The sequence below is a fragment of the Planococcus sp. PAMC 21323 genome (assembly GCF_000785555.1).
Taxonomy (GTDB): domain Bacteria; phylum Bacillota; class Bacilli; order Bacillales_A; family Planococcaceae; genus Planococcus.
The window spans coordinates 3,136,561-3,160,098 of the sequence record NZ_CP009129.1 but is presented as its reverse complement, the minus strand read 5'-3'; the positions used below and the strand labels follow the sequence as shown (position 1 = coordinate 3,160,098).

Here is a 23,538-nt window from a genome sequence, read left to right as displayed (position 1 = left end):
TTGTGGGTTGACCTGCTTTTTTACTTAGTTTATTAATTTTACTCGCTCACTTTTGCGATAACTTCGATTTCTACTTTTACGTCTTTTGGCAACCGCGCCACTTCAACTGTCGAACGCGCTGGTTTATGATCGCCAAAATAACTTGCATAAATTTCGTTTAAGGCAACGAAATCATTCATATCTTTAATAAAAACTGTGGTTTTAATAACATCATTAAGAGATGAACCTGCTTCTGCAAGGACTGCTTTTAGATTTGAAAATACTTGATGAGTTTGGTCGGCGATAGAGCCATCAACCAATTCACCGGTTGCTGTTAATGGAATTTGACCTGAGCTATACAAAAGTCCTCCTGAAACTACACCTTGTGAATATGGTCCGATTGCAGCTGCTGCTTTGTTTGTCGCTACGAAATTCATTTAAATTCCCCCGTTTTCAAAGTAATTTCCTTCTTCTAATGCAATGGTCCGTTCTTTTTCACTAACTTCATGCAATTTAACGAGAGATAAATACTTCTCGACAAGACGTTCATCTGAATGCTCTGCTTCAACGAGTACAGCGACGCCCGCTAACGTGCATTCAAACTCTTCAAGCAAGTTTTTCATACCATTCATCGTTCCGCCGACTTTCATAAAGTCATCGGTAATTAAGACACGCTGTCCGCTCTTCATGCTACGTTTTGACAACACCATTGTCTGTATGCGTCTAGATGAACCCGATACATAATTAATGCTGACTGTAGACCCTTCAGTAACTTTGCTGTCTCTACGGACAATTACCACTGGCACATTTAAGTGACGCGCAATGGCGTGGGCAATTGGAATGCCTTTTGTTGCTACCGTCATGATGACATCAATTTTCTCTTTTGCAAATGCTGTCGCAAATACTTTACCAACTCGGTTCATCATTTCTGGATTGCCAAGTACATCGGTCATATACAAATAGCCACCTGGCAACAGTCGATCCGAATGGCTTAACTCTTCCATCAAGTCTGCTATCACGGTTTTGATTTCACCAGCTTGAAGCTTCGGAACATATTTAACGCCGCCAGCTGCTCCCGGTACAGTCATCAACAAACCAATCCCTTTTTCTTCAAACGTTTCTTTAACAATCCCTAAATCTTCACTAATAGATGACTTAGCTGATTGATACAGCTCCGAGAAATAAGATAGCGAAATCAATTTATGTGGATGTTCTAATAAAAAATGTGTCATATCAACAAGCCGTTCACTGCGCTTCCACTTCAAAACTACCCTCTCCTAAACACGAATGATTTATAGAAAACTTACCATAAATGTCCGTATTTAAGCAAGGGGCTCTCGTTCACCAATCAACCGTACTGCGTATACTTCCGAACAAAAGCCACGCAAGCCATTATATATACGCGGAATACGCGCTTCTTGGTAGACCAACCCAAAAACTGTCGGGCCACTCCCACTCATTAATACGGCATCTGCACCAAACTTTTTCATCTGCTCTTTAATTTGTTCTACTTCTGGATATAGCTTCAACGTAACGCTCTCAAGTGCATTGCCAAGGTTGGCACACATCGCATCGTAATCGCCATCCTCGAGCGCTTGGATCATTGCTTGTGTATTTGGATGCTGCGCTGTTGTAACATCAAATGCGCCATATACATCGGCTGTAGAAACGCCTATGGTTGGTTTCGCTAAAATGACCCAGCAATTTGGTGGAGTCGGTAATTGTTGGATTATTTCTCCACGTCCTTTTGCAAGAGCGGTGCCACCGTAAACACAAAAAGATACATCCGAACCGATTTTTGCACCTAGTTCAGCTAGTTCATCAAGCGACAAGTTTAATTGCCAAAGCTTGTTTAATCCTTTTAATGTAGCAGCAGCATCGCTACTTCCTCCGGCTAAACCTGCGGCAACCGGAATTTTTTTATCCAACGAAATGATAACACCGGTTTTAATATTAAATGTATCTTTAATCAGTTGTGCTGCCTGATAAGCAAGGTTGCGGGAATCATTTGGCACGAAGCGATCTGCAGACTGAATATGTATGCCTTTTGCCGTCCCCATCAAGCCTATGCGATCCGACAAATCCACCGTGGTCATAATCATTTCAATCTCATGATAGTTATCTGGACGTTTATGTAAAACATCTAATGTTAAGTTAATCTTGGCAGGCGCTTTCACGTAGAGCATCCCACTGCCTCCTTTTATATTCTGATGAAGACTATTTTAACACACCGCGGGCTAATGGAAAGCAAAGTAGCGACAGAAACAAAAAAACTCGCAATCCGCTTAATCAGCAGGAGCAAGTTTTTGGAGTATCTTATAAATGTAGTTCGATTATTTCACAACAAGTGCATCTTCAGTTCCTTCGTACACAGTAATTTCTACTGCTTCAGTTAAGATGTCTGCGTAGCTGTAAGACACGCGTTCAAATGCATGCTCTTCTTGATCTAACTCAATCACGAACACGGAGTGATATGTTTCGCGCAGGATTCCGGCACGTTCAACCGTTTTCTTGCGACCTCCGTTTGCCTTCAAAAGCAATCGTTTTCCTAAATGTAGGTCTAACGACTTTTTAATATCCGCCAAAGTTTTGGGCATTTTGTCTACACCTCACTATGGATAAAATTCTACCATAATTTGATGGAATAGTCAAGCAAATTTATAATTTTATCAGCGACACTCTGTTGCTGTCAATATTTATTTATTCGAAATTTCTTTGACTCGAAACAAATTGTGTAGATTTTGTAACAGAACGGCGTTATTACTGGAAATATGCGTACAATTTATCCGATAATAAACCAAATTCTTTGATGGTTAATGTTTCGCCACGTCTTGTTGGATCAATTTCAGCTTCTTCTAGCGCTTTTAAAATGAGATCTTTTTTCTCTTTTCCTGAAGGCATTGCCACTTGAAGGTTGTTTAATATAGTTTTTCTTCGTTGAACGAACGATCCTCTTGTAACTGTAAAGAAAAAGTCTTCGTCAATTACTACAACTTCCGGCACTTCACGCTTTGTCATACGAATAACCGCAGAATCTACATTGGGTTGAGGTAAGAATACGGATTTTGGAACAGTTAACGCCATTTCAGCCTGTGTGTAGTACTGAATAGCGATTGATAACGATCCGTAGGCTTTTGTTCCAGGTTTAGCTGTAATACGCTCAGCTACCTCTTTTTGCAGCATAACGACCATGCTACGAATTGGCAGCTTTTCAAGCAATAACTTCAAGATAATCGGAGTTGTCACGTAATAAGGTAGATTTGCCACTACGACAATATCATCATAGTCTGCTAATTCACGATCAATCGCCTCTTGTACATTTGTTTTTAAAATATCAGCATGAACAATCGAAATATTGTCATACGGAGATAAAGTGTCTGCTAAGACTGGCAATAAACGCTGATCGATTTCAAAAGCTAGCACTTTCCCCGCTTCTCTTGCCAAGTGTTCAGTTAGTGCGCCGATACCAGGACCAATTTCTATTGCTGCCGATTTTTTTGTCAAGTTGGCTTGCCCAACAATTTTGCGCAAAATATTCGGATCGATTAAAAAGTTTTGTCCTAAGCTTTTCTTTACTTTTAAATTATATTTCGTCATGATTTGTTGCGTACGAATAGGTGTTGCAATATCTTTAGTCATTAATTTTCCTCCTGAGTTAACGCTTGTACTGCTTTGATAAACAGGTCTCTCGAAATGCCGAACATGTAGAGTCGCTTTTGTAATTGCTTGCCGTTGGTGTAGCCAATTTGCAATGCGTTACCAATTGCAATGCGTCGCTGTTTCGCTTGTGGGTGGGCAACAAGGCCAGCATCTATTAAGTCTTCCATCGTAATCTCAACAGCACGATCTTGCTCTAACGGTGTATACACCGCTTTTAGCGCTTCGCGAATGTCTTCATCGCGAGCATGTTCTATCCCAAGCCCTTTGCCATTTTTAGCAATTGTCTTTTCTTTTGCTAGAAATGCATGTTTTGCCTGTGGCACATGTTCTTCAATAATAGCACGGATGCGTCTTCCAGGATAATCCGGATCCGTAAAAACAATGACTCCCCGCTTTTCTTGTGCATGAGCGATTCGCGCGAGCGTTTCTGTATTAATAGCTGAACCGTTTGTTTCAATGGTGTCTGCGTGGACTGCGCGTTTAATAGCTACTGTATCGTCTTTTCCTTCAACTACAATAATTTCAGTTATCTTCATTTAGTAAACCCCTCTTTTCTAGCTTGTTATTTATTTTACAGGTTTGCAGATAGACATGTAAAAAGCTTTCCCGGGAAATATCCCAGGAAAGCTTTTGGTTGGATTAAAATTAGATTAGTTTAAGATTCTAACTTTCACTTGTTTCCGTCCAAATGACAAAGCATCTGATTTGTTCGCCATGAATAAATCAATTTTATTTCCTTTGATTGCTCCACCTGTATCGCCTGCAATCGCATTACCATATCCTTCAACCCATACTTTAGAGCCTAATGGAATAACGCTAGGATCTACTGCAATTACTTTAAGACCCGGGTTTGTTTTCAAGTTAATGCCTGTAGCAGTAATTCCTGAACAGCCTGTGCAGCTTGCTGTGTATGCTGTTGCCGATACATAAAATTCTTTTCCACCAGTTGGTTCCGCTGCTGCAGGTTCCGCTTTAACTGGTGTTGCTTTTGGTTGCTCTTTCGATGCTGTCTTTGGTGCTGCTTTTGGTGTTGCTTGAGTAGTTGTTACTGCTGCTTTCTCTTTTGTAGCAGTTTTAACAGTCGCTTTTTGAGTACCACGAGATACACTAGCTACAACCGTTTTTGTACCAACTGCTGTTACTTGTTTTGTTGGTGCTTTAACAACTTTTTCATTTTTAAGATCTCGTTTTACTTCTTTACCATTTTCTTTTACAATTTCGTATGTTTTTTCAACTAAACCATTTTGACCTTTTTGAACTACTTTTTCACTACCTTTAAGAAGTGTGTCGTCTTTTTTAGTTTCAACTGCATACTTTACAGAATCCTCAACGACATCAGTAAGCTTTTCAACACGTACTACTTTGACTTCAGAATTCGGTAAAACCAATTCGTCCATTTCACTTTCAACGCGATCTAGTTTACCTAAAGTGATTTTGTTTTCTTTTAAGAAATCAGCAACTGTTGTTGAAGTAGACCATACTTTCTTTTCTTCAAGACCGTCTTGAATCGTCACTTCATATGCTTTTTCAACTGAGATTTTTGTGTCCTCATTTACTTGTTCATCTAATGCTGGTGTTACTTTATCATGTTTCGTTAGTTCAATATTCGCTGTTGCCAGAATTTCTGATACCGTATTTTTAGTGGTCCAAGCTGAAGTTGCTTCGCCATCAACTGTTACTGCGTATTGTTCTGCAGCATCCCACTCTAATTTCATATCTTCGTTAATCGGTGTTTCCGTTGAATGGCTCACAAAATCATGTTCTCCAGGTTTGATGTCTTGTTCTTCTAAAAAAGCACCTACTGTTTCTGCATGCGTTCTTACCTGCTCTTGTTCCCCATTAGCCGTTACCGTAACTGTGTTTTTTGTTCCTTCGTATATAGCAAAAGTTAAAACCGCTGCGAACAACAATACCGTAGCAATTGTTACCGCCAACGATTTACCTTTAAATGACTTTGTCGAATTGGTACTATTTGTTTGATTTGTCAAAAATATTTCCTCCTCTTTCACTTGAGTGATTATATGGGCTCATGTTCGCCCTGTCAACGAATGCGAATTTCTTAATTTCACTTTTTTTGAGAAAACTTATAAAACCTCTCAGCGTTCTCTGTCGTTGCTTTTGCAACAGTTTCTATTGAAATGCCTTTTAACCGCGCGATTTCTTGTGCTACTAGCGGTACATAAGATGGTTCATTTCGTTTGCCACGATACGGGTGCGGCGCTAAATATGGAGCATCTGTTTCAATCATTAAGTAATCAAGTGCAATCGCCTCAGCAACTTCTTTTGGCTTTTTGGCATTTTTGAATGTTACGGGCCCACCAAGTGAAATCATGAAGTTCATGTCTATACTTTGATGCGCTGTTTCTAAACTGCCACTAAAGCAATGCATAACCCCGCCAACTTCTTTTGCATTTTCTTCTTTAAGAATTTCTAAGACATCTGCAGTTGCTTCTCGGTTATGGATGATAATTGGCAGTTTCACTTTTTTAGCCAATCGGATTTGCTTACGGAAGATTTCCTGTTGAACCTCTTTTGGTGATTTGTCCCAATGGTAGTCTAAACCGGTTTCTCCGATTCCTACTACTTTCGGGTGCGCTGCTAGTTCTTCAATCCATTGTAAATCTTCTTCAGTACAATCTATGGCATCTACTGGATGCCATCCAACGACTGCGAAAATAAATTCATAGCTTTCAGCCAACTCTATGGCTCGTTCGATCGTTTTTCGGTCGAAGCCGATGACTACCATTTTCTCCACATGGTTTTCTCGTGCGCGCTCAATGACTTCTACTAAGTCCTCATCGTATTGATCTGCATTTAAATGTACATGGGTATCGATAAACATCAATCATTCTCCTCACATTAAGCTTTATTCTAATGGTTCTACCTGTATCTTTCTTCACAGCAACATTACAATTCGGTAACAAAACATGTTAATTCCGCGTCATTTTCGGTTATTTCCATGTAATATTGGGCAATCTATCCTAGAAAAACAAAAAAAGACCCACTAATGAAAGTGGGTCAAAACAGTTCTTATTCAGTGTTTTTATTTGATTTTTGAGCCGTTTGGAAGCTTCTCAGCGACAGATGCTAACGTTAAGTATCCATCTTTTTCACCAGCTAAGATCATTCCTTCGGATAATTCTCCACGCAACTTCACTGGTTTTAAGTTTGCAACAACAACAACTTTTTTGCCAACTAAGTCAGCCGGCTTGTAATGTTCGGCGATTCCTGAGATTACTTGTCGTTTTTCATATCCCATATCTAATTGCAGCTTTAATAGCTTTGACGTCTTTGGTACTGCTTCGCATTCGATCACGGTTGCTACACGCAGATCCACTTTCGCAAAATCTTCTATCTCAATTTCTGGCACATCCGGAACTTCCATAACTTCTGGCTCTTCCTCGATAGGCGCTACAGATCCACGCATTTGATCACGTATATACGCTACTTCTGGTTCTACTTCAAGGCGCGGGAAAATTGGCGTTCCTTTCGATACGACTCGAGTGCCAGCAGGAATTTTGGCGAAGTCTTGTAATGTATTCCAAGCTAAAAACTCTTCTGTTAAACCAAGTTGTTCAATTATTTGTTTTGGTGCATTTGGTAAGAACGGCTGCAGCATAACCGCAGTCATTCGCAGACTTTCCGCTAAATGAGCCATAACAGAATCTAGTTTCTCTTTTTCATTTTCATCTTTTGCTAGTACCCATGGCTGCGTTTCATCAATGTATTTATTCGTTCGGGAAATCAATGTCCAAACTTCACTTAATACAATACTAAATTGCATTTTTTCCATGTACTGTTCGTACGCTTTTACTGTTTTCGCAGCTACTTGTTGTAGAGGTTCGTCAAACTCAGTTTGGATGCCATTGATTTGTGGCACCATTCCCTCGCAGTATTTATTAATCATGGATACCGTACGATTCAATAAATTCCCAAGGTCATTTGCTAAATCATAATTTGTTCGCTCGATAAACGATTCTGGTGAAAAAACACCATCTGAACCAAATGGCAATTCACGCAATAAGAAATAACGCGTTGCATCAAGACCATAACGCTCAACAAGCATTTCTGGATACACAACGTTGCCTTTGGATTTCGACATTTTGCCATCTTTCATCATAATAAAGCCATGTGCAAAAACTTTTTTCGGTAATGGTAAGTCTAAAGCCATTAAGAAAATTGGCCAATAAATCGTATGGAAACGAACGATATCTTTACCGACTACATGAACATCTGCTGGCCAGTATTTATTAAATAAACTGTCATCATCTGAACCGTAGCCAAGTGACGTAATATAATTCGACAATGCATCTACCCAAACGTAAATTACGTGCTTTGGATCCCCAGGAACTGGAATTCCCCAATCAAAAGAAGTTCGTGAAACCGATAAATCTTCTAGTCCTGGTTTAATGAAATTATTGATCATTTCATTCTTACGCGATTCTGGTTCAATAAATTCGACATTATTTTCGTAGTATTCCAGAAGACGTGCTGCATATTTTTTCATATTGAAGAAATACGACTCTTCTTTTACTTTTTGAACTGGGCGTCCACAGTCTGGACAATTGCCATTTTCCAATTGATTTTCAGTGAAAAATGATTCACAAGGTGTACAATACCAACCCTCATATTGACCTTTATAAATATCACCATTATCAAGAAAAGTTTTGAAGATCCGCTCGACACCCTCTTTATGGCGCTCTTCTGTCGTTCGGATAAAGTCATCATAAGTAATATCCATAACCGACCACACTTGTTTTGCAGCTGCAGCCATATCGTCTACAAATTCTTGTGGCGCTTTTTCTGCTTCAATTGCTTTTTCCTCGATTTTCTGGCCGTGTTCGTCCATTCCAGTTAAAAACCGGACATCGAATCCGCGTAAGCGCTTATAGCGGGCCATTGAATCAGAAGCGACCGTTGTATAAGCTGTTCCAATATGGAATTTTCCGCTTGGGTAGTAAATCGGTGTAGTTATATAAAATGTATTATTGTTAGCAGTCACGAAAAATTCCTCCAGTTTTTTTGTATAGTCCTTATTTTAACCAAGTCCCCAATTTTGTACAATCTTTCAATTCCAACAAACCCGTTAATTAGGTATTATAGCTTGCTGTTTACAGCAATGATGTTATCAGTCCATTCGACAATTTGTCGAATTTATGACATCTCATGGGCAAAAACCCAATAAATTGACACCTTATATTAAATTTTATTATATTTTCGATAGTTTTTTATTGACCTAATTGACAGTACTTGGTATGATTTATTACAGGAAGTGGAAAATGTCGAATTTTGACGAATACATCCGATAAACTTAAAGGAGGACTATAATTATGAAATCAACAGGTATTGTTCGTAAAGTAGATGAGCTAGGACGAGTGGTAATTCCAATCGAATTACGTCGTACTCTAGGAATCGCTGAGAAAGACGCATTGGAAATTTATGTGGATGACGATAAAATCATCTTGAAGAAATATTTACCAAACATGACATGTGCAGTTACAGGTGAAGTATCAGACGAAAACATGCAATTAGTTGGCGGTAAACTGATCTTAAGCTCTGAAGGCGCAGAAATGTTAGTAAAAGAAATTCAAAACAACTTAAATAAATAAGTTAAAAAACCGGATGCCTTGTGCATCCGGTTTTTTTTATGCTTATCTATCTTTTACTTACACGGGTGCTTGCGCTTTTCTTTGTCTAGCTACAGCACCCAGATCTTTGGATCGTAAGCCATTCCGGCTGTGTGGCTGAAAATACGCCACTTTGCCAGACCGTCTTACGCCCGGCAGAGCTATATGGGTGCTTGCGCTTTTCTTTGTCTAGACTCCAGCACCCAGCTCTTTGGATCGTAAGCCATTCCGGCTGTGTGGCTGAAAATACGCCACTTTGCCAGACCGTCTTACGCCCGGCAGAGCTACACGGGTGCTTGCGCTTTTCTTAAGTATGATATGCCTGATATATTTCTCTTTTCGACAATTGCCGTTCAATTGCGGCTTCTTTAATGGCTTCTTTTGACGTTAGATTTTTGGTTTCTACTAATTGATCGACATGCTCTTCAATAGATAGCGTCTCCCACCACTTCACGTTTTCTATTGGTTCAGGATCTGCATTTCCTTCTAGAACGATGCAAAATTCTCCACGAATTTCATTTTCGTCAGCCCATTCGACAGCTTCTTCTACTGTTCCTCTAATAAACTCTTCAAATTTCTTGGTTACTTCGCGCGCTAACACAATTTTCCGGTCATCGCCTACTGCTTTTTGCATACTTTTCAAGCTTTCTTTTAATCGATGAGGCGCTTCGTAAAAAATCAGCGTTTCTTCTTTCTGACCCAATACTTCGAGCTCAGCTAATCGTTCTTTTTTATTGCGCGATAGAAACCCGTAAAACAAAAAAGGTTGTGGTGCTATTCCAGAAGCAATTAATGCACTAAGTGCAGCATTAGCTCCAGGAATTGGTACTACAGGAAAGTCTTCTGCTACAGCTCGTTTCACAATATCTTCGCCCGGATCCGAAATACACGGCATGCCTGCATCACTAACTAATGCAACCGACTTGCCTTGTTCCAAATACGACAAAATTTTAAAACCGCCACTTTCTTGATTGTGCTCGTGGTAGCTAACCAATTTGGTTTGTATATCAAAATAATTACACAGGTTTTTAGTGTTGCGTGTATCTTCGGCTGCAATAATATCAACTTCTTTTAAAATGCGCAGCGCACGAATTGTCATATCTTCTAAGTTGCCAATGGGGGTTGCTACTAAATACAAAGTAGCTCTTTTGTGCTGAAAACTTTTTTGAGATTTCATTTGCCGCTCTCCTTTTCTTCAGCAATATAACGAATTTTTTGAGGCTTAGTTAATTGCTTAAAAGCATATTCCGCCTTCATAGCTTCTTGCTTTGTCTCAAAACATTCATGATAAATTAATTTAGACGGCCCTTTAGCCCGAGTATATTTTGCGCCTTTTCCTGCATTGTGTGCAGCTAACCGTTTTTCAAGGTCATTGGTGTACCCTGCATAATAAGATTGATCGGCGCATTCCAATACATAAAAATAATGACTAGTTATTTCCATATAATAACTCGCGTACTTCTTCTGTATATTCTCCATCTTCTCCGTAAACAATCAGCGGGGGCAATATTTTCAGATCCGGTTTGCCGTCTTTAATGCCTTCGATCAATAACGTATTTGCTTCTTTTCCGGCTTTTGGATAAACAAGACGAATCCGTTTTGGTTCTAAACGATTTGCTCGCATTGCCGCCATCAAATCAATCAAGCGACCTGAGCGATGAACAAATGCCGCTTTTCCGCCTTGCTTAAGCAATTGACTAGCAGCTCGTACCGCTTCATCTAATGTTAAATGCAATTCATGACGTGCAATCGCCATATGCTCACTAATGTTTTTATCACTCATTTCATGTGCCGGGAAATAAGGTGGGTTGCAAGTAACGACATCGTATTTTTCAAACCCTAATTGTTTAGGCATGTCTTTAACATCGCCTTCAATAATTTCGATCTGCTTTTCGAGCTCATTATAAGCTATACTCCGCCGTGCCATGTGAGCAAGTCTTTCTTGCAACTCTACTCCGATAATACGAGATTCCGTCCGTGCACTTAGAAACAACGGAATTGCTCCGTTGCCTGTACATAAATCCACTATGGTTCCTCGTTTTAATGGCACATATGCAAAGCGCGCCAATAAAACAGCATCTAAAGAAAACGAAAACACCGATGGACTTTGAATAATCCGTAAATCTTCCGCTAATAAATAATCCAATCTTTCGTCATCCACTAACATTTCTTCAACTCCTAGCATAACAAAAGGCTGCCGCCACACGAAGTGTCGGAAGCCTTTCTCTTTATCAGTCTTCATCTTTACTTTTTAGTTTTGTTTATTCAGGAATGACAAACAAAACAGACAATCATCGCCTTTTCGGGAACTTCCGAAATGGACGTTGCAGACATGATAACCTTCATGATATAAGCGCGCTAAGTTATCGTAGCCTTCACCAATATCCATAACAGCTTTTTTCAATTTCACCGGATCTACCGCTGCCACTTCTGGCACTGCCTTATGAAATTCATCCAATCGTGAACGTAAATGATGATTTTCTAACTGCAACGCATGGTGTTCTTCCATCGTTCGAGCAACAACGGCTTTTAACTCGCTAAATTGCTCTTGCATTGATTGGAGTTGCTGTTCAAATTCCATGACTGTATCTAAAAAGTTTTTTTCCTTCACTTAAACCACCTCACGCTCTCGTTCCTTGGCCCATTATCTCATCTAATGTATATTCAAGTGTTTGTTCTTGCTCAGTTAAACGAATTTTTAAAATTCGTTCTAAAATGTTCATGCCAACAACACGACCATCGCCGTCTGGCGTCGTTACTCGTGTTCCAACATCTGGCATTTCTTTTTTCGCTGTTTCATACTCATCGTTCTCATATTTTAAGCAGCACATTAAGCGGCCACATAAGCCTGAGATTTTCGAAGGGTTTAACGATAAATTTTGATCTTTCGCCATTTTAATGGATACTGGTTCAAAATCCCCTAAAAATGTAGAACAGCACAACATACGCCCACAGGGACCTATGCCACCAAGCATTTTTGCTTCATCACGAACACCGATTTGGCGAAGTTCAATGCGTGTACGGAAAATGGAAGCCAAGTCTTTGACCAAGTTCCGGAAATCCACACGACCTTCTGCCGTAAAGTAAAAAATAACTTTGTTGCGATCAAACGTGTATTCGACATCAACTAGCTTCATATCCAGTCGATGTTCTTCAATTTTTTCAGTACCCATCTCAAAGGCACGACTTGCTTCTAGTCGATTTTCCTCTACTTGTTGGCGATCACGTTCTGTTGCTATTCTCACCACTTGTTTTAAAGGCAAAACCACATCGTTTTCTCCAACTGTTTTCGTTGGCACAACTACTTTTCCATATTCTATGCCTCTTGCTGTTTCTACGATGACATAGTCGTCTTTTTCGATGCCTAATTCAGCTGGATCGAAATAATATATTTTACCCGCTTTCTTGAAGCGAACTCCTATCACATTATACAATTGCTACCCCTCCTGCAGATTCAGCATTAACTGCTCCATCAACAGCGTCCGGTTCATATTGCGTGGCAATTGCTGTTTGGCTTGTAATATAGCCTGCAACTGCTTGGACAATACCGTAAAGGAGCGTTGGAGAGCCATCTGCTTCCAAGTTTCTTCCATGTCTGGATATGTTCGTGCAGTCTCAAGACCTGCTTTTACCGAAGCGATGTCCCGATATGCAAATAATAACATGTCTAGACCTCTTTCGGCATCTTCTTTTTCTTTAAATAATGGCAGCCAGTCGGATTGAAGCATTAAAAGTGCTTCATGAACATTGCTACTCGCCACTTCTACCATTTTTAAAACGGTTTTTCTTGCTTGTGAAAACTGTTCGTCTTGACTTAATGCAATAGCTTCATCTTCGCTTTGTGTTAACATGCTCACGGTTGCTGCCATAGATTCAGTCATACCATCCGCTATCAACTTCCCCATCAACTTTGAACGTGATAATGGACGAAATGATACCAATTGGCAACGAGAACGAATTGTACTCATTATCGCATTCAGACGTTCTGTTAACAAGATAGCCGTAACATTAAACTCCGGCTCTTCTAAAAACTTCAATAGCGCATTAGCAGAAGAATTATTCATCCGGTCTGCCTGCTCAATTACGTATATTTTACGGCCTGTATTTAAGCCCGTTTTATTCAATTTAAAAATTAACTCGCGGATTTGGTCGATTTTAATGTTTTGACCATCCGGTTCGATGAAAATGACATTTGTGTGATTTCCGGAATTATACAATTGACAGCTCCGACATGTTTCACATGGAACATTTTCAATAGGTGATTCGCATAGCAAGAGCTTCACAAAAAAATGAGTGATTTCTTTTTTTCCTGATCCTGCAGGCCCTTCAAATAGATAAGCATGCGCGAGACGCTCTTTTCCATAAGCTCCTTGCAGTCGCTTCATAACTACCGGTTGCATCTCCAAAAATTCATCAGTTGTTTTTTGCATCAACTTCACCTTCAGACTTTGTAAAAAATCCCGTGTTCCGATTGGATCACGGGTATTGTTTATGTTACTTGCTGGACGATACCCGTGTTAGTTATCACAGGAAACTTACTTGTCCTATTGATTAAAAATGATGGAATTGTTCAATTGGCAAGACAAAAATTGTTGCTCCGCCTACTTCAACTTCCACAGGATAAGGAATGTATGAGTCAGCGTTACCACCCATAGGTGAAACTGGCGCGACCATTTGTTCACGAGAACGGCAATTTTCACGAATCAAGTCCATCAATTTCGGGATGAGATCATCTTCAACACCGATTAAAAAGGTGGTGTTCCCTGAGCGTAAAAACCCTCCTGTACTGGCAAGCTTTGTAGCCCGGAAATCATTTTTTGTTAATGCATTGGATAATCGGTTACTGTCTTGGTCCTGTACAACTGCTACTACGAGTTTCATCAGCACCCACTCCTTTTTATCTTTCTTCTATATAAGTATAACATGAACAAAGCTAAGCACTGCATATCTTTCCCATCATTTAATCAAAAAATAGATGCTTCGAAAAGACTTATGTGAGATCTACTGTCGTTTGTCGTTCTTCTATAAAACGTATTGCCGTTTCTAATGCATCTGTAAAAACGACTGGAAGCTCGTTTTCTGCATTTACTAAACGAATACGTTCCGGATTTTGACTTAACAACAATAAATAACCTTCTCTTACCTTATAGTGAAACTTCATCGATTCTACATCTAAACGGTTTACTTCACGCCCCGCATCCTTCTCAATCCGAGCCAATCCGACTTTCGGATTTACATCAAAATACAGAGTCAAGTCTGGCATGTATTCATCGATGGCAAATTTATTGATGGCAAAAATTTCATCCATACCTAGACCGCGTGCATAACCTTGATATGCTAGACTCGAATCAATGTATCGATCACATAACACAATGCTTCCCGCTTCGAGCGCAGGAATAATTTTCTCCACTAAATGCTGTCTTCTTGCAGCAGCATATAACAAAGCTTCTGTTCGTGCATCCATTGCTGTATTTTCTCGGTTTAAAATCACTTCACGAATTTGTTCGGCAATATCGATGCCGCCCGGTTCTCTCGTACAAACAACCGAATATCCTTTTTCCGTTAATGCTTCTGCCAACATTTTCAGAACCGTTGATTTCCCCGATCCTTCTCCACCTTCAAGATTGATTAAAAGACTCATTTTACTGATCACCTTATTCCATGAAATTAATCATAATCTACTGTTTCAAACTCTTTATACTATACACGAAACAGAATGCCTTTTACAGTAAGCTTGTAAAACTACATAATTGCCACTATTCTTCATCTTCTGCCACTTGGTAAGCTCGCCGAAACAATTCCATTTGGCTGTCTACAGCATGTTCATGATCTTTACGAGAAACATAATCATAAACTCCATCTGCAGCTTGCTCTCTAGCTTTGACATTATCCAACAGCCCTAATTCCAAAATAGTTTGGACTTGGTCTTTAATTTTATCATCGATAATTGGAAATAATATTTCAATGCGGTTGTTTAAATTTCGGGTCATCATATCTGCTGAAGATAAAAAAATTCTTTCTTTTCCATTTTGATTGAAAAAATAGACACGACTATGTTCTAGGAGACTACCGACAATGCTTCGTACTCGGATGTTTTCACTTACTCCCGGTATTCCTGGTCGCAAACAACAAATTCCTCTAACGATTAACTCTACTTTGACTCCAGCACTCGATGCTTCATATAGTTTCATAATAATAGCCTTATCTGTTAATGAGTTCATTTTTGCAACAATCCGGCCGTTGCCGTTTTTTTTCTGAAAACGAATTTCTGCATCGATCAATTCAATAATGTCTTTTCGAATCGTAAATGGTGCTACTGATAAGTAATGAAACTCCGGTTTTTCCGTATAACCGCTCAAATAATTAAAGAAATTAGTTGCATCTATTCCAAATTGTCGTTTTGACGTAAACAAACTCATATCGGTATAAATTTTAGCGGTTTGATCGTTGTAATTACCGGTACCTAAATGAACAAATCGTTCAATTTTATTTTCTTTTTTACGGACAACGAGCGTAATTTTACTATGTGTTTTCAAATGCGTCATGCCATAAATAACATGACAACCCGCTTTTTCTAACTCTTTTGCCCAATGAACATTGTTTTCTTCATCAAAACGAGCTTTTAATTCAACGAGCACGGTTACTTGTTTGCCGTTTTCTGCCGCTCTTTTCAATGCTTTAATAACGGGTGAATCTCCACTAACACGGTATAAAGTCTGCTTGATTGCTAAAACATCTTGATCATCTGCAGCTTCTGAAATAAATTGGACAACAGGCTCAAAGGACTCATACGGATGATGCAAAAAGACATCTTGCTCACTGACTTTTTGAAAGATCTGCTTGCCTGTCTCCATACCAGCTGGCAATTGAGAAACTTTTCCTTCAAAGACCAAATGCTCCCAAACAGGTGCCATTTTCTTATAAAAGTTGAAAAATGCTGTTAAATCTAAAAATCCTTCAATTGCATAAACATCTTTTTTATGGACTTCTAGTTCGTCCGTCAAATAATCCAAAATATCCAAATCAAATCCAGGTTGTTGCACCTCTAAACGAACTGCTGCTCCCCACTTTCGCTTACGAAGCTCTTCTTCAATTTCTTTTAGTAAATCGCGCGCGCCTTCTTCATGTATGGTCATGTCGGCATTCCGTGTAATTCGGAACACGGAAACTGAAGTAACTTGATACCCGTGAAATAGCTTATGAATAAAGAAACTAATAACATCTTCTAATAACACTAATTTGTGACTACTCTTCTCTGGCTCAATCTGAACAAATCGTTCCAACACTGCAGGCACTTGAACAATCGCGATTTTCTGTCCCTCTTCGTCTTGTTTTTTTTCCGCTTCTAATTTCACAGCTAAGTTGATGCTTTTATTGAGCAACATCGGAAAAGTCCGATACGCATCAATTGCCATAGGCGTCAGTACAGGGAAAATATAATCTTCAAAATACACTTCCATTGCTTCTATTTGTTCAGCATTTAAATCTTTCATCTTCATAAACTCGACATGTTCTTTTTGAAGCTTTGGCAATAATGTATTTCGTACTGTTTCGTACTGTAAATCTACAAGTTGATGGGTTTTCATTGCGATTTCATTTAGCTGCTGCTTTGGTGTCATTCCCGCTTTGTTTTCAGGCTTTGTAAAACCAACTTTCACTTGATCTTGCAGCCCTGCGACACGAACCATAAAAAATTCGTCTAAATTCGAACTGAAAATCGCTAAAAACTTTAGCCTTTCCAGTAAAGGATTTTTTTTATCAAGTGCTTCTTGTAGAACACGTTCATTAAAAGCGAGCCAACTCAATTCTCGGTTATTATAATAAGCCGGATTTCTGAGTTCCATATTCTTCTTTTTCCCTGTCTCCACTGCCCGCACCACCTTTTACTCTGTTTTTAGCGATTGATTATTTATAAAACTTAAATTCCACCGTTTGTTTAAGCTGTTTTTCCAAATGTTTTTTCTGTTTTTCCACTTGGTATTGCTCAGGCTCCCAATCTTCACGACATTGAACAGAGAAAACCAACACATCGTCTTGTTGGTCGAGCTCAATCCTTTCGACGATATCCCGCTTAGTCGCATTCAAACTATAAGCTACTTTAATGATTGCTCCGAGTAATGTATATTTTGCTAATTCGTCTTTAGTAAACCACTTTTCATAAAGTGCGACATTTCGTTTAAAAACCCCTTTGTTTTTAAACGAAGCCATCAATGCGATAATAACGCGTTCTTTATGCAACAAGCCATCTATCGTTCGATTGCTTAATAAGTAAAACGTATGTTGATGACTAGATTCTGAATCGATATAACTGCCTAAATTATAGAGAGCACTGCTCAGTTTTAAACGTTTATAATCTTGTTCTTCCAAAGACAATAAATCAATAGCTTCTAAAGCTTTTGAAATGAGTAACGCACTATTTGTAACATGGAATGCATGAGTTAAATTAATGTCATAATCAATGGCTAACTCATGAAAGCTTTCTTCTATAACATTAGGAAATACCGTCAAATCAAAGCTTTTCGTCATCTCTTCATAAAAGACTCCGTCCCGTAAACCTTTTCTACTCAGCGCAAACTCTTTTGTATCAATCATCTCCATCAAATAACGAAACACTTCAACGGCAGGGATAATGATGTCGGCTCGGTCTTTTGATAAACCTTCCAATCGTTGAAGCTCTGAAAAATCTTGAGAATTCAACAAGTCATAAACTTCTTCTACATCATCTTTGTTCATCATGTATTGATGCACACCAGAAAAAGGATATTCAATATGCTCTTGATGAATTTGAGCCATATTTCGCGCACTTCCTCCGATACCAATTAGCGGCAAGCGTTTATCGGCTAGCCACTCTAACTGATCGAATTGTTCTTTTAAAAAGCTTTGTAACTCACGCATTTCTCCTTTTTTCGGCGTATCCTCTTGGATAAACTGCTCTTTTAAAGACAACACGCCAAATGGAAAACTATAGAAATAAATGAGCTGACGATCTTTAAAATACGTAATTTCCGTGCTTCCTCCACCAATGTCAACGGTGATGCCACTAGTGAATGGTGTTGAATTGACTACCGCGAGATAGCCATAATGTGCTTCTTCATATTCAGATAAAATACGGATAGAAAAATCAGTTTCGTCCTCTACTGTTGTTAAAATAGCGGCTCGATTTTCTGCCTGACGTACTGCAGCAGTCGCAACGCATTTAATAGATTTTAATTGATGATGACGAGTCACTTCCTGAAAGCTTTTTAATGTCTTCACTAATAGTTCAATACCTTCTTGTTCTAGAACATTATCCTCGTTTAAATAACTTCGCAGTCGAGCCACTGCTTTAACGTTCTCACTTTCAGTAAAGCGTCCGCTTTTGTCCCGTGTATAAATGACAAGTCGAATGGTATTCGAACCGATATCAATGATTGCATATTTTTCTTGCTCCATGAAAATCCCTCCTCATCCTAGTCGATGCTTTAGTATACCCTTTTATACTTTGCTTACTACTTCAGTATCTTGCATAAGAACTGGCAACTCTTTAGATGCTAAACGGTGATCACCTTGAATTTGCGCCTTTGCAGCTAGATGATTCATCAATTCTTCCACTTTAAGCATGGTCCATTTTTCACCAGCTACAATTAATGGGATACCCGGTGGATAAGGTGTCACCATCCCTGCCGCAATCCGTCCGATAATTTGTGTGTAGGAAACCCATTCTTGGTCAGCTAAGTCGATTTCTTCAAAAGACAACTCTGGCACTGTCACATCGTCTAATTTATTTATTTCCATTTTTATTTCTTGCCTGATTTCTCCATCAAGCATGGCTACCGCTTCTTTTAAACGAATTCGAATTTCTGCAAATGGATAAGCATGACGCTGTTTTAATAATGGCAAAATCAGCAATACTTGAAAAAGATCTGCTAGTTCAACTTCAATACCAACTTGCTCGAGTTTTTCTTTTAGTTGATAGCCACTATGGTGAGCAACACGTAACATGATTTTTAACGGATCATCCGATTCCACTACGAGTAACTGTGGAATCATCCGCAAGCTGCTTAGAAAACGTTCACGCTTATCATTAAACGACCGAATATCGGGTGGGGAGTAACTTTGAAGATAAGCTCGTGCATCATCTAACGAAGCTAAGATTAAATACGATGGACTGCTCGATTGAAACATTCGCAAATACTTTTTGACCTTTTTGACACTTACACGATTGCTGCCCATATGTAAATAAGACCCCATCGTCATAGCTGGCAAAGTTTTATGCGCCGATTGCACAACGACGTCTGCTCCTAACTCTAGGGCCGAAACTGGAAACGGCTCACCTGCCTGAAAATGAGCTCCGTGTGCTTCATCTACTAAAACAGCTATTTCTTTTTCATGGCATATGGTGATAATTTCAGAGAGTTCATCCGAAACCACTCCGTAATAGTTCGGGTAGGTGAGCACGACAGCCTTTGCTTCAGGATATGCGTTGATTGCTGCGTTAATTGCTTTTAAAGACACTGCAGCAGCTGTCATAGAGTATTCATCCCATTGGGGTGAAACGTAGACAGGGCGCACATGTGCAAGCTCTAATGCGTGGAAAATCGACTTATGCGAATTGCGCTGAACAATCACCACATCTCCTTCTTTACATGCGGCATGAATCATCGCCAAATTCCCGACAGTTGAACCATTGACCAGTAAAAAGCTTTCTTTGGCTCCGTAAGCCTCTGCCAATAAAAGCTGAGCTTCTCGAATCACCCCTTCTGGATAATGAAGATCATCCAATCCCGTTAATTCTGTTAAATCATAGGAAAGTGCGGGGTGAATTTCTTTAGGTAGCCCTGATAAGATTCCGTGCTTATGGCCCGGTACATGAAAAGAAATCGGCTGTTTTTTTTGAAACTGAATTAAGGCATCTACAATCGGACGTCGTTGCGTCATAAACTTTCATCCTCACATTGATTAATTGATTTCATTATAACAAGTCTTTTTTAAGAATCGCGGTTTCGAAACTAAAAGATCAGGTTATTCTTTCATTTCATTTTTTTCAAACACAAAAAAGCCGTTACCGGAATCGGTAACGACTTTCTTGAATTGCCCAGCGACGTCTTACTCTCACAGGGGGAAACCCCCAACTACCATCAGCGCAAAAGAGCTTAACTGCCGTGTTCGGGATGGGAACGGGTGTGGCCTCTTTGCCATCATCACTGGACTATTTGGTTGAGTGCTTGTTCACTCAAAACTGGATAAACGACATTGGAACGTGCAAGATTTTCGCCTACAATTTGTTGGTTAAGTCCTCGATCGATTAGTATTCGTCAGCTGCACGTGTCGCCACGCTTCCACCTCGAACCTATCTACCTCATCGTCTTTGAGGGATCTTACTTGCTTGCGCAATGGGAAATCTCATCTTGAGGGGGGCTTCGTGCTTAGATGCTTTCAGCACTTATCCCGGCCACACATAGCTACCCAGCGATGCCCTTGGCAGAACAACTGGTACACCAGCGGTGTGTCCATCCCGGTCCTCTCGTACTAAGGACAGCTCCTCTCAAATTTCCTGCGCCCGCGACGGATAGGGACCGAACTGTCTCACGACGTTCTGAACCCAGCTCGCGTACCGCTTTAATGGGCGAACAGCCCAACCCTTGGGACCGACTACAGCCCCAGGATGCGATGAGCCGACATCGAGGTGCCAAACCTCCCCGTCGATGTGGACTCTTGGGGGAGATAAGCCTGTTATCCCCGGGGTAGCTTTTATCCGTTGAGCGATGGCCCTTCCATGCGGAACCACCGGATCACTAAGCCCGTCTTTCGACCCTGCTCGACATGTACGTCTCGCAGTCAAGCTCCCTTCTGCCTTTACACTCTACGAATGATTTCCAACCATTCTGAGGGAACCTTTGGGCGCCTCCGTTACTCTTTAGGAGGCGACCGCCCCAGTCAAACTGCCCGCCTGACACTGTCTCCCAAGCCGATCAGGCTTGTGGGTTAGAATTTCAATACAACCAGGGTAGTATCCCACTGACGCCTCCTCCGAAGCTGGCGCTCCGGAATCTCAGGCTCCTACCTATCCTGTACAAGTTGCACCAAAATTCAATATCAGGCTACAGTAAAGCTCCACGGGGTCTTTCCGTCCTGTCGCGGGTAACCTGCATCTTCACAGGTACTATAATTTCACCGAGTCTCTCGTTGAGACAGTGCCCAGATCGTTACGCCTTTCGTGCGGGTCGGAACTTACCCGACAAGGAATTTCGCTACCTTAGGACCGTTATAGTTACGGCCGCCGTTTACTGGGGCTTCAATTCGCACCTTCGCTTGCGCTAAGCACTCCTCTTAACCTTCCAGCACCGGGCAGGCGTCAGCCCCTATACGTCACCTTACGGTTTTGCAGAGACCTGTGTTTTTGCTAAACAGTCGCCTGGGCCTATTCACTGCGGCTCTCTCGGGCTATTCACCCTACCAGAGCACCCCTTCTCCCGAAGTTACGGGGTCATTTTGCCGAGTTCCTTAACGAGAGTTCACTCGCTCACCTTAGAATTCTCTTCTCGCCTACCTGTGTCGGTTTGCGGTACGGGCACCTCCCGCCTCGCTAGAGGCTTTTCTTGGCAGTGTGAAATCAGGGACTCTAAGGGTAAACCCTCTTGCCATCACAGCTCAACGTATCAGGAATGGGATTTGCCTCATTCCACGCCTCACTGCTTGGACGTGCACAACCAACGGCACGCTCTCCTTATCCTTCTGCGTCCCCCCATTGCTCAAACGGCGGGGAGGTGGTACAGGAATATCAACCTGTTGTCCATCGTCTACGCCTATCGGCCTCGACTTAGGTCCCGACTAACCCTGAGCGGACGAGCCTTCCTCAGGAAACCTTAGGCATTCGGTGGACGGGATTCTCACCCGTCTTTCGTTACTCATACCGGCATTCTCACTTCTAAGCGCTCCACCAGTCCTTCCGGTCTGACTTCTACGCCCTTAGAACGCTCTCCTACCACGGATCTCTTACGAGATCCATCCACAGCTTCGGTAATCCGTTTAGCCCCGGTACATTTTCGGCGCAGTGTCACTCGACCAGTGAGCTATTACGCACTCTTTAAATGATGGCTGCTTCTAAGCCAACATCCTGGTTGTCTAAGCAACGCCACATCCTTTTCCACTTAACGGATATTTGGGGACCTTAGCTGGTGGTCTGGGCTGTTTCCCTCTTGACTACGGATCTTATCACTCGCAGTCTGACTCCCAAGCATAAATCACTGGCATTCGGAGTTTGTCTGAATTCGGTAACCCGGGATGGGCCCCTAGTCCAAACAGTGCTCTACCTCCAGGATTCTCTATCTTGAGGCTAGCCCTAAAGCTATTTCGGAGAGAACCAGCTATCTCCAGGTTCGATTGGAATTTCTCCGCTACCCACACCTCATCCCCGCACTTTTCAACGTGCGTGGGTTCGGGCCTCCAGTAAGTGTTACCTTACCTTCACCCTGGACATGGGTAGATCACCTGGTTTCGGGTCTACAACTACATACTCTGGCGCCCTATTCAGACTCGCTTTCGCTGCGGCTCCGCCTTCTCAGCTTAACCTTGCATGTAATCGTAACTCGCCGGTTCATTCTACAAAAGGCACGCCATCACCCATTAACGGGCTTTGACTACTTGTAGGCACACGGTTTCAGGATCTATTTCACTCCCCTTCCGGGGTGCTTTTCACCTTTCCCTCACGGTACTGGTTCACTATCGGTCACTAGGAAGTATTTAGCCTTGGGAGATGGTCCTCCCAGATTCCGACGGAATTTCACGTGTTCCGCCGTACTCAGGATCCACTCTGGAGGGGTAGGGTTTTCGGCTACGGGGCTGTTACCCGCTGTGGCGGACCGTTCCAGGTCGCTTCGCCTAATCCTACCTTTTGTAACTCCGTATAGAGTGTCCTACAACCCCAAGAGGCAAGCCTCTTGGTTTGGGCTGATCCCGTTTCGCTCGCCGCTACTCAGGGAATCGCATTTGCTTTCTCTTCCTCCAGGTACTTAGATGTTTCAGTTCCCTGGGTCTGCCTTCTCATGTGCTATAGATTCACACATGGATACTACCCGATTAAAGGTAGTGGGTTCCCCCATTCGGAAATCTCCGGATCATCGCTCACTTACAGCTCCCCGAAGCATATCGGTGTTAGTGCCGTCCTTCTTCGGCTCCTAGTGCCAAGGCATCCACCGTGCGCCCTTTCTAACTTAACCAATGGTTAATTAAAAAGTTGTGACCAATGGTCACGCGTACTTGAATTTCTTGCATTTGTTTCAATGTCGTTTTA

21 protein-coding genes and 2 rRNA genes are annotated in these 23,538 nt (G+C 41.1%); 1 reads left to right on the top strand and 22 read right to left on the bottom strand.

Annotated features, from left to right (window positions below; genetic code table 11):
- Positions 1–38 precede the first annotated feature (38 nt).
- The 9 genes from PLANO_RS15480 to metG form a co-directional block, all read right to left on the bottom strand.
- The gene (locus tag PLANO_RS15480) at positions 39–416 is read right to left on the bottom strand and encodes a RidA family protein (RefSeq protein WP_038705301.1); all 378 of its coding nucleotides are present in this window, start codon (positions 414–416) and stop codon (positions 39–41) included.
- The gene (purR, locus tag PLANO_RS15475; RefSeq protein WP_038705300.1) at positions 417–1,244 is read right to left on the bottom strand and encodes a pur operon repressor; all 828 of its coding nucleotides are present in this window, start codon (positions 1,242–1,244) and stop codon (positions 417–419) included.
- A 57-nt stretch (positions 1,245–1,301) separates the two neighbouring features.
- The gene (gene ispE / locus PLANO_RS15470) at positions 1,302–2,165 is read right to left on the bottom strand and encodes a 4-(cytidine 5'-diphospho)-2-C-methyl-D-erythritol kinase (protein ID WP_038705299.1); all 864 of its coding nucleotides are present in this window, start codon (positions 2,163–2,165) and stop codon (positions 1,302–1,304) included.
- A gap of 147 nt (positions 2,166–2,312) precedes the next feature.
- Positions 2,313–2,576 carry a biofilm formation stimulator Veg gene (veg, locus tag PLANO_RS15465; protein WP_006830753.1) on the bottom strand — a complete coding sequence of 88 codons (264 nt, stop codon included), beginning with the start codon at positions 2,574–2,576 and terminating at the stop codon, positions 2,313–2,315.
- Positions 2,577–2,739: 163 nt separating this feature from the next.
- Positions 2,740–3,618 carry a 16S rRNA (adenine(1518)-N(6)/adenine(1519)-N(6))-dimethyltransferase RsmA gene (gene rsmA, locus PLANO_RS15460; RefSeq protein ID WP_038705298.1) on the bottom strand — a complete coding sequence of 293 codons (879 nt, stop codon included), beginning with the start codon at positions 3,616–3,618 and terminating at the stop codon, positions 2,740–2,742.
- Complete coding sequence (gene rnmV, locus PLANO_RS15455) at positions 3,618–4,175, bottom strand: ribonuclease M5 (protein WP_038705297.1); 558 nt, start codon at positions 4,173–4,175, stop codon at positions 3,618–3,620. Before rnmV ends, rsmA begins: the two co-directional genes overlap by 1 nt.
- 114 nt (positions 4,176–4,289) lie before the next feature.
- Complete coding sequence (locus PLANO_RS15450) at positions 4,290–5,627, bottom strand: resuscitation-promoting factor (RefSeq protein ID WP_038705296.1); 1,338 nt, start codon at positions 5,625–5,627, stop codon at positions 4,290–4,292.
- Positions 5,628–5,704: 77 nt separating this feature from the next.
- Positions 5,705–6,481, bottom strand: a complete 777-nt coding sequence (locus PLANO_RS15445) for a TatD family hydrolase (RefSeq protein ID WP_038705295.1) — start codon at positions 6,479–6,481, stop codon at positions 5,705–5,707.
- Between the two features lie 201 nt (positions 6,482–6,682).
- Positions 6,683–8,641, bottom strand: a complete 1,959-nt coding sequence (metG, locus tag PLANO_RS15440) for a methionine--tRNA ligase (protein WP_038705294.1) — start codon at positions 8,639–8,641, stop codon at positions 6,683–6,685.
- Between the two features lie 328 nt (positions 8,642–8,969).
- Here metG and PLANO_RS15435 point away from each other — a divergent pair, with 328 nt between their 5' ends.
- Entirely contained in the window at positions 8,970–9,248 is a 279-nt protein-coding gene (locus PLANO_RS15435; protein ID WP_008433098.1) for a transition state genes transcriptional regulator AbrB, read from the top strand.
- Positions 9,249–9,573: 325 nt separating this feature from the next.
- Here the strand turns inward: PLANO_RS15435 and rsmI are convergent, their stop codons facing one another.
- The 13 genes from rsmI to PLANO_RS15370 form a co-directional block, all read right to left on the bottom strand.
- On the bottom strand, positions 9,574–10,443 hold the full coding sequence (rsmI, locus tag PLANO_RS15430; protein ID WP_038705293.1) for a 16S rRNA (cytidine(1402)-2'-O)-methyltransferase: 870 nt from the start codon (positions 10,441–10,443) through the stop codon (positions 9,574–9,576).
- Positions 10,440–10,709: a GIY-YIG nuclease family protein gene (locus tag PLANO_RS15425; protein ID WP_038705292.1), complete on the bottom strand. Its 270-nt coding sequence runs from the start codon at positions 10,707–10,709 to the stop codon at positions 10,440–10,442. Before PLANO_RS15425 ends, rsmI begins: the two co-directional genes overlap by 4 nt.
- Positions 10,696–11,433: a tRNA1(Val) (adenine(37)-N6)-methyltransferase gene (locus PLANO_RS15420; protein ID WP_197053095.1), complete on the bottom strand. Its 738-nt coding sequence runs from the start codon at positions 11,431–11,433 to the stop codon at positions 10,696–10,698. Before PLANO_RS15420 ends, PLANO_RS15425 begins: the two co-directional genes overlap by 14 nt.
- An 84-nt stretch (positions 11,434–11,517) precedes the next feature.
- Complete coding sequence (gene yabA / locus PLANO_RS15415; protein WP_008433090.1) at positions 11,518–11,877, bottom strand: DNA replication initiation control protein YabA; 360 nt, start codon at positions 11,875–11,877, stop codon at positions 11,518–11,520.
- Positions 11,878–11,887: 10 nt separating this feature from the next.
- On the bottom strand, positions 11,888–12,700 hold the full coding sequence (locus PLANO_RS15410; RefSeq protein WP_038705290.1) for a PSP1 domain-containing protein: 813 nt from the start codon (positions 12,698–12,700) through the stop codon (positions 11,888–11,890).
- A 3-nt stretch (positions 12,701–12,703) separates the two neighbouring features.
- Positions 12,704–13,696, bottom strand: a complete 993-nt coding sequence (holB, locus tag PLANO_RS15405) for a DNA polymerase III subunit delta' (protein ID WP_038705289.1) — start codon at positions 13,694–13,696, stop codon at positions 12,704–12,706.
- Between the two features lie 121 nt (positions 13,697–13,817).
- Positions 13,818–14,147, bottom strand: a complete 330-nt coding sequence (locus PLANO_RS15400; RefSeq protein WP_008498586.1) for a cyclic-di-AMP receptor — start codon at positions 14,145–14,147, stop codon at positions 13,818–13,820.
- Between the two features lie 109 nt (positions 14,148–14,256).
- A complete protein-coding gene (gene tmk / locus PLANO_RS15395) occupies positions 14,257–14,907 on the bottom strand; it encodes a dTMP kinase (protein WP_038705288.1) in 651 nt (216 codons plus the stop codon).
- A gap of 115 nt (positions 14,908–15,022) precedes the next feature.
- Entirely contained in the window at positions 15,023–17,134 is a 2,112-nt protein-coding gene (locus PLANO_RS15390) for an RNA degradosome polyphosphate kinase (protein ID WP_081976676.1), read from the bottom strand.
- Between the two features lie 37 nt (positions 17,135–17,171).
- Positions 17,172–18,698 carry an exopolyphosphatase gene (ppx, locus tag PLANO_RS15385; RefSeq protein WP_038705287.1) on the bottom strand — a complete coding sequence of 509 codons (1,527 nt, stop codon included), beginning with the start codon at positions 18,696–18,698 and terminating at the stop codon, positions 17,172–17,174.
- Between the two features lie 42 nt (positions 18,699–18,740).
- Entirely contained in the window at positions 18,741–20,183 is a 1,443-nt protein-coding gene (locus PLANO_RS15380) for an aminotransferase class I/II-fold pyridoxal phosphate-dependent enzyme (RefSeq protein WP_038705286.1), read from the bottom strand.
- A 155-nt stretch (positions 20,184–20,338) separates the two neighbouring features.
- Positions 20,339–20,454: ribosomal RNA gene (rrf, locus tag PLANO_RS15375) — 5S ribosomal RNA — on the bottom strand.
- Between the two features lie 76 nt (positions 20,455–20,530).
- A 23S ribosomal RNA gene (locus tag PLANO_RS15370) occupies positions 20,531–23,464 on the bottom strand.
- Positions 23,465–23,538: the final 74 nt, after the last annotated feature.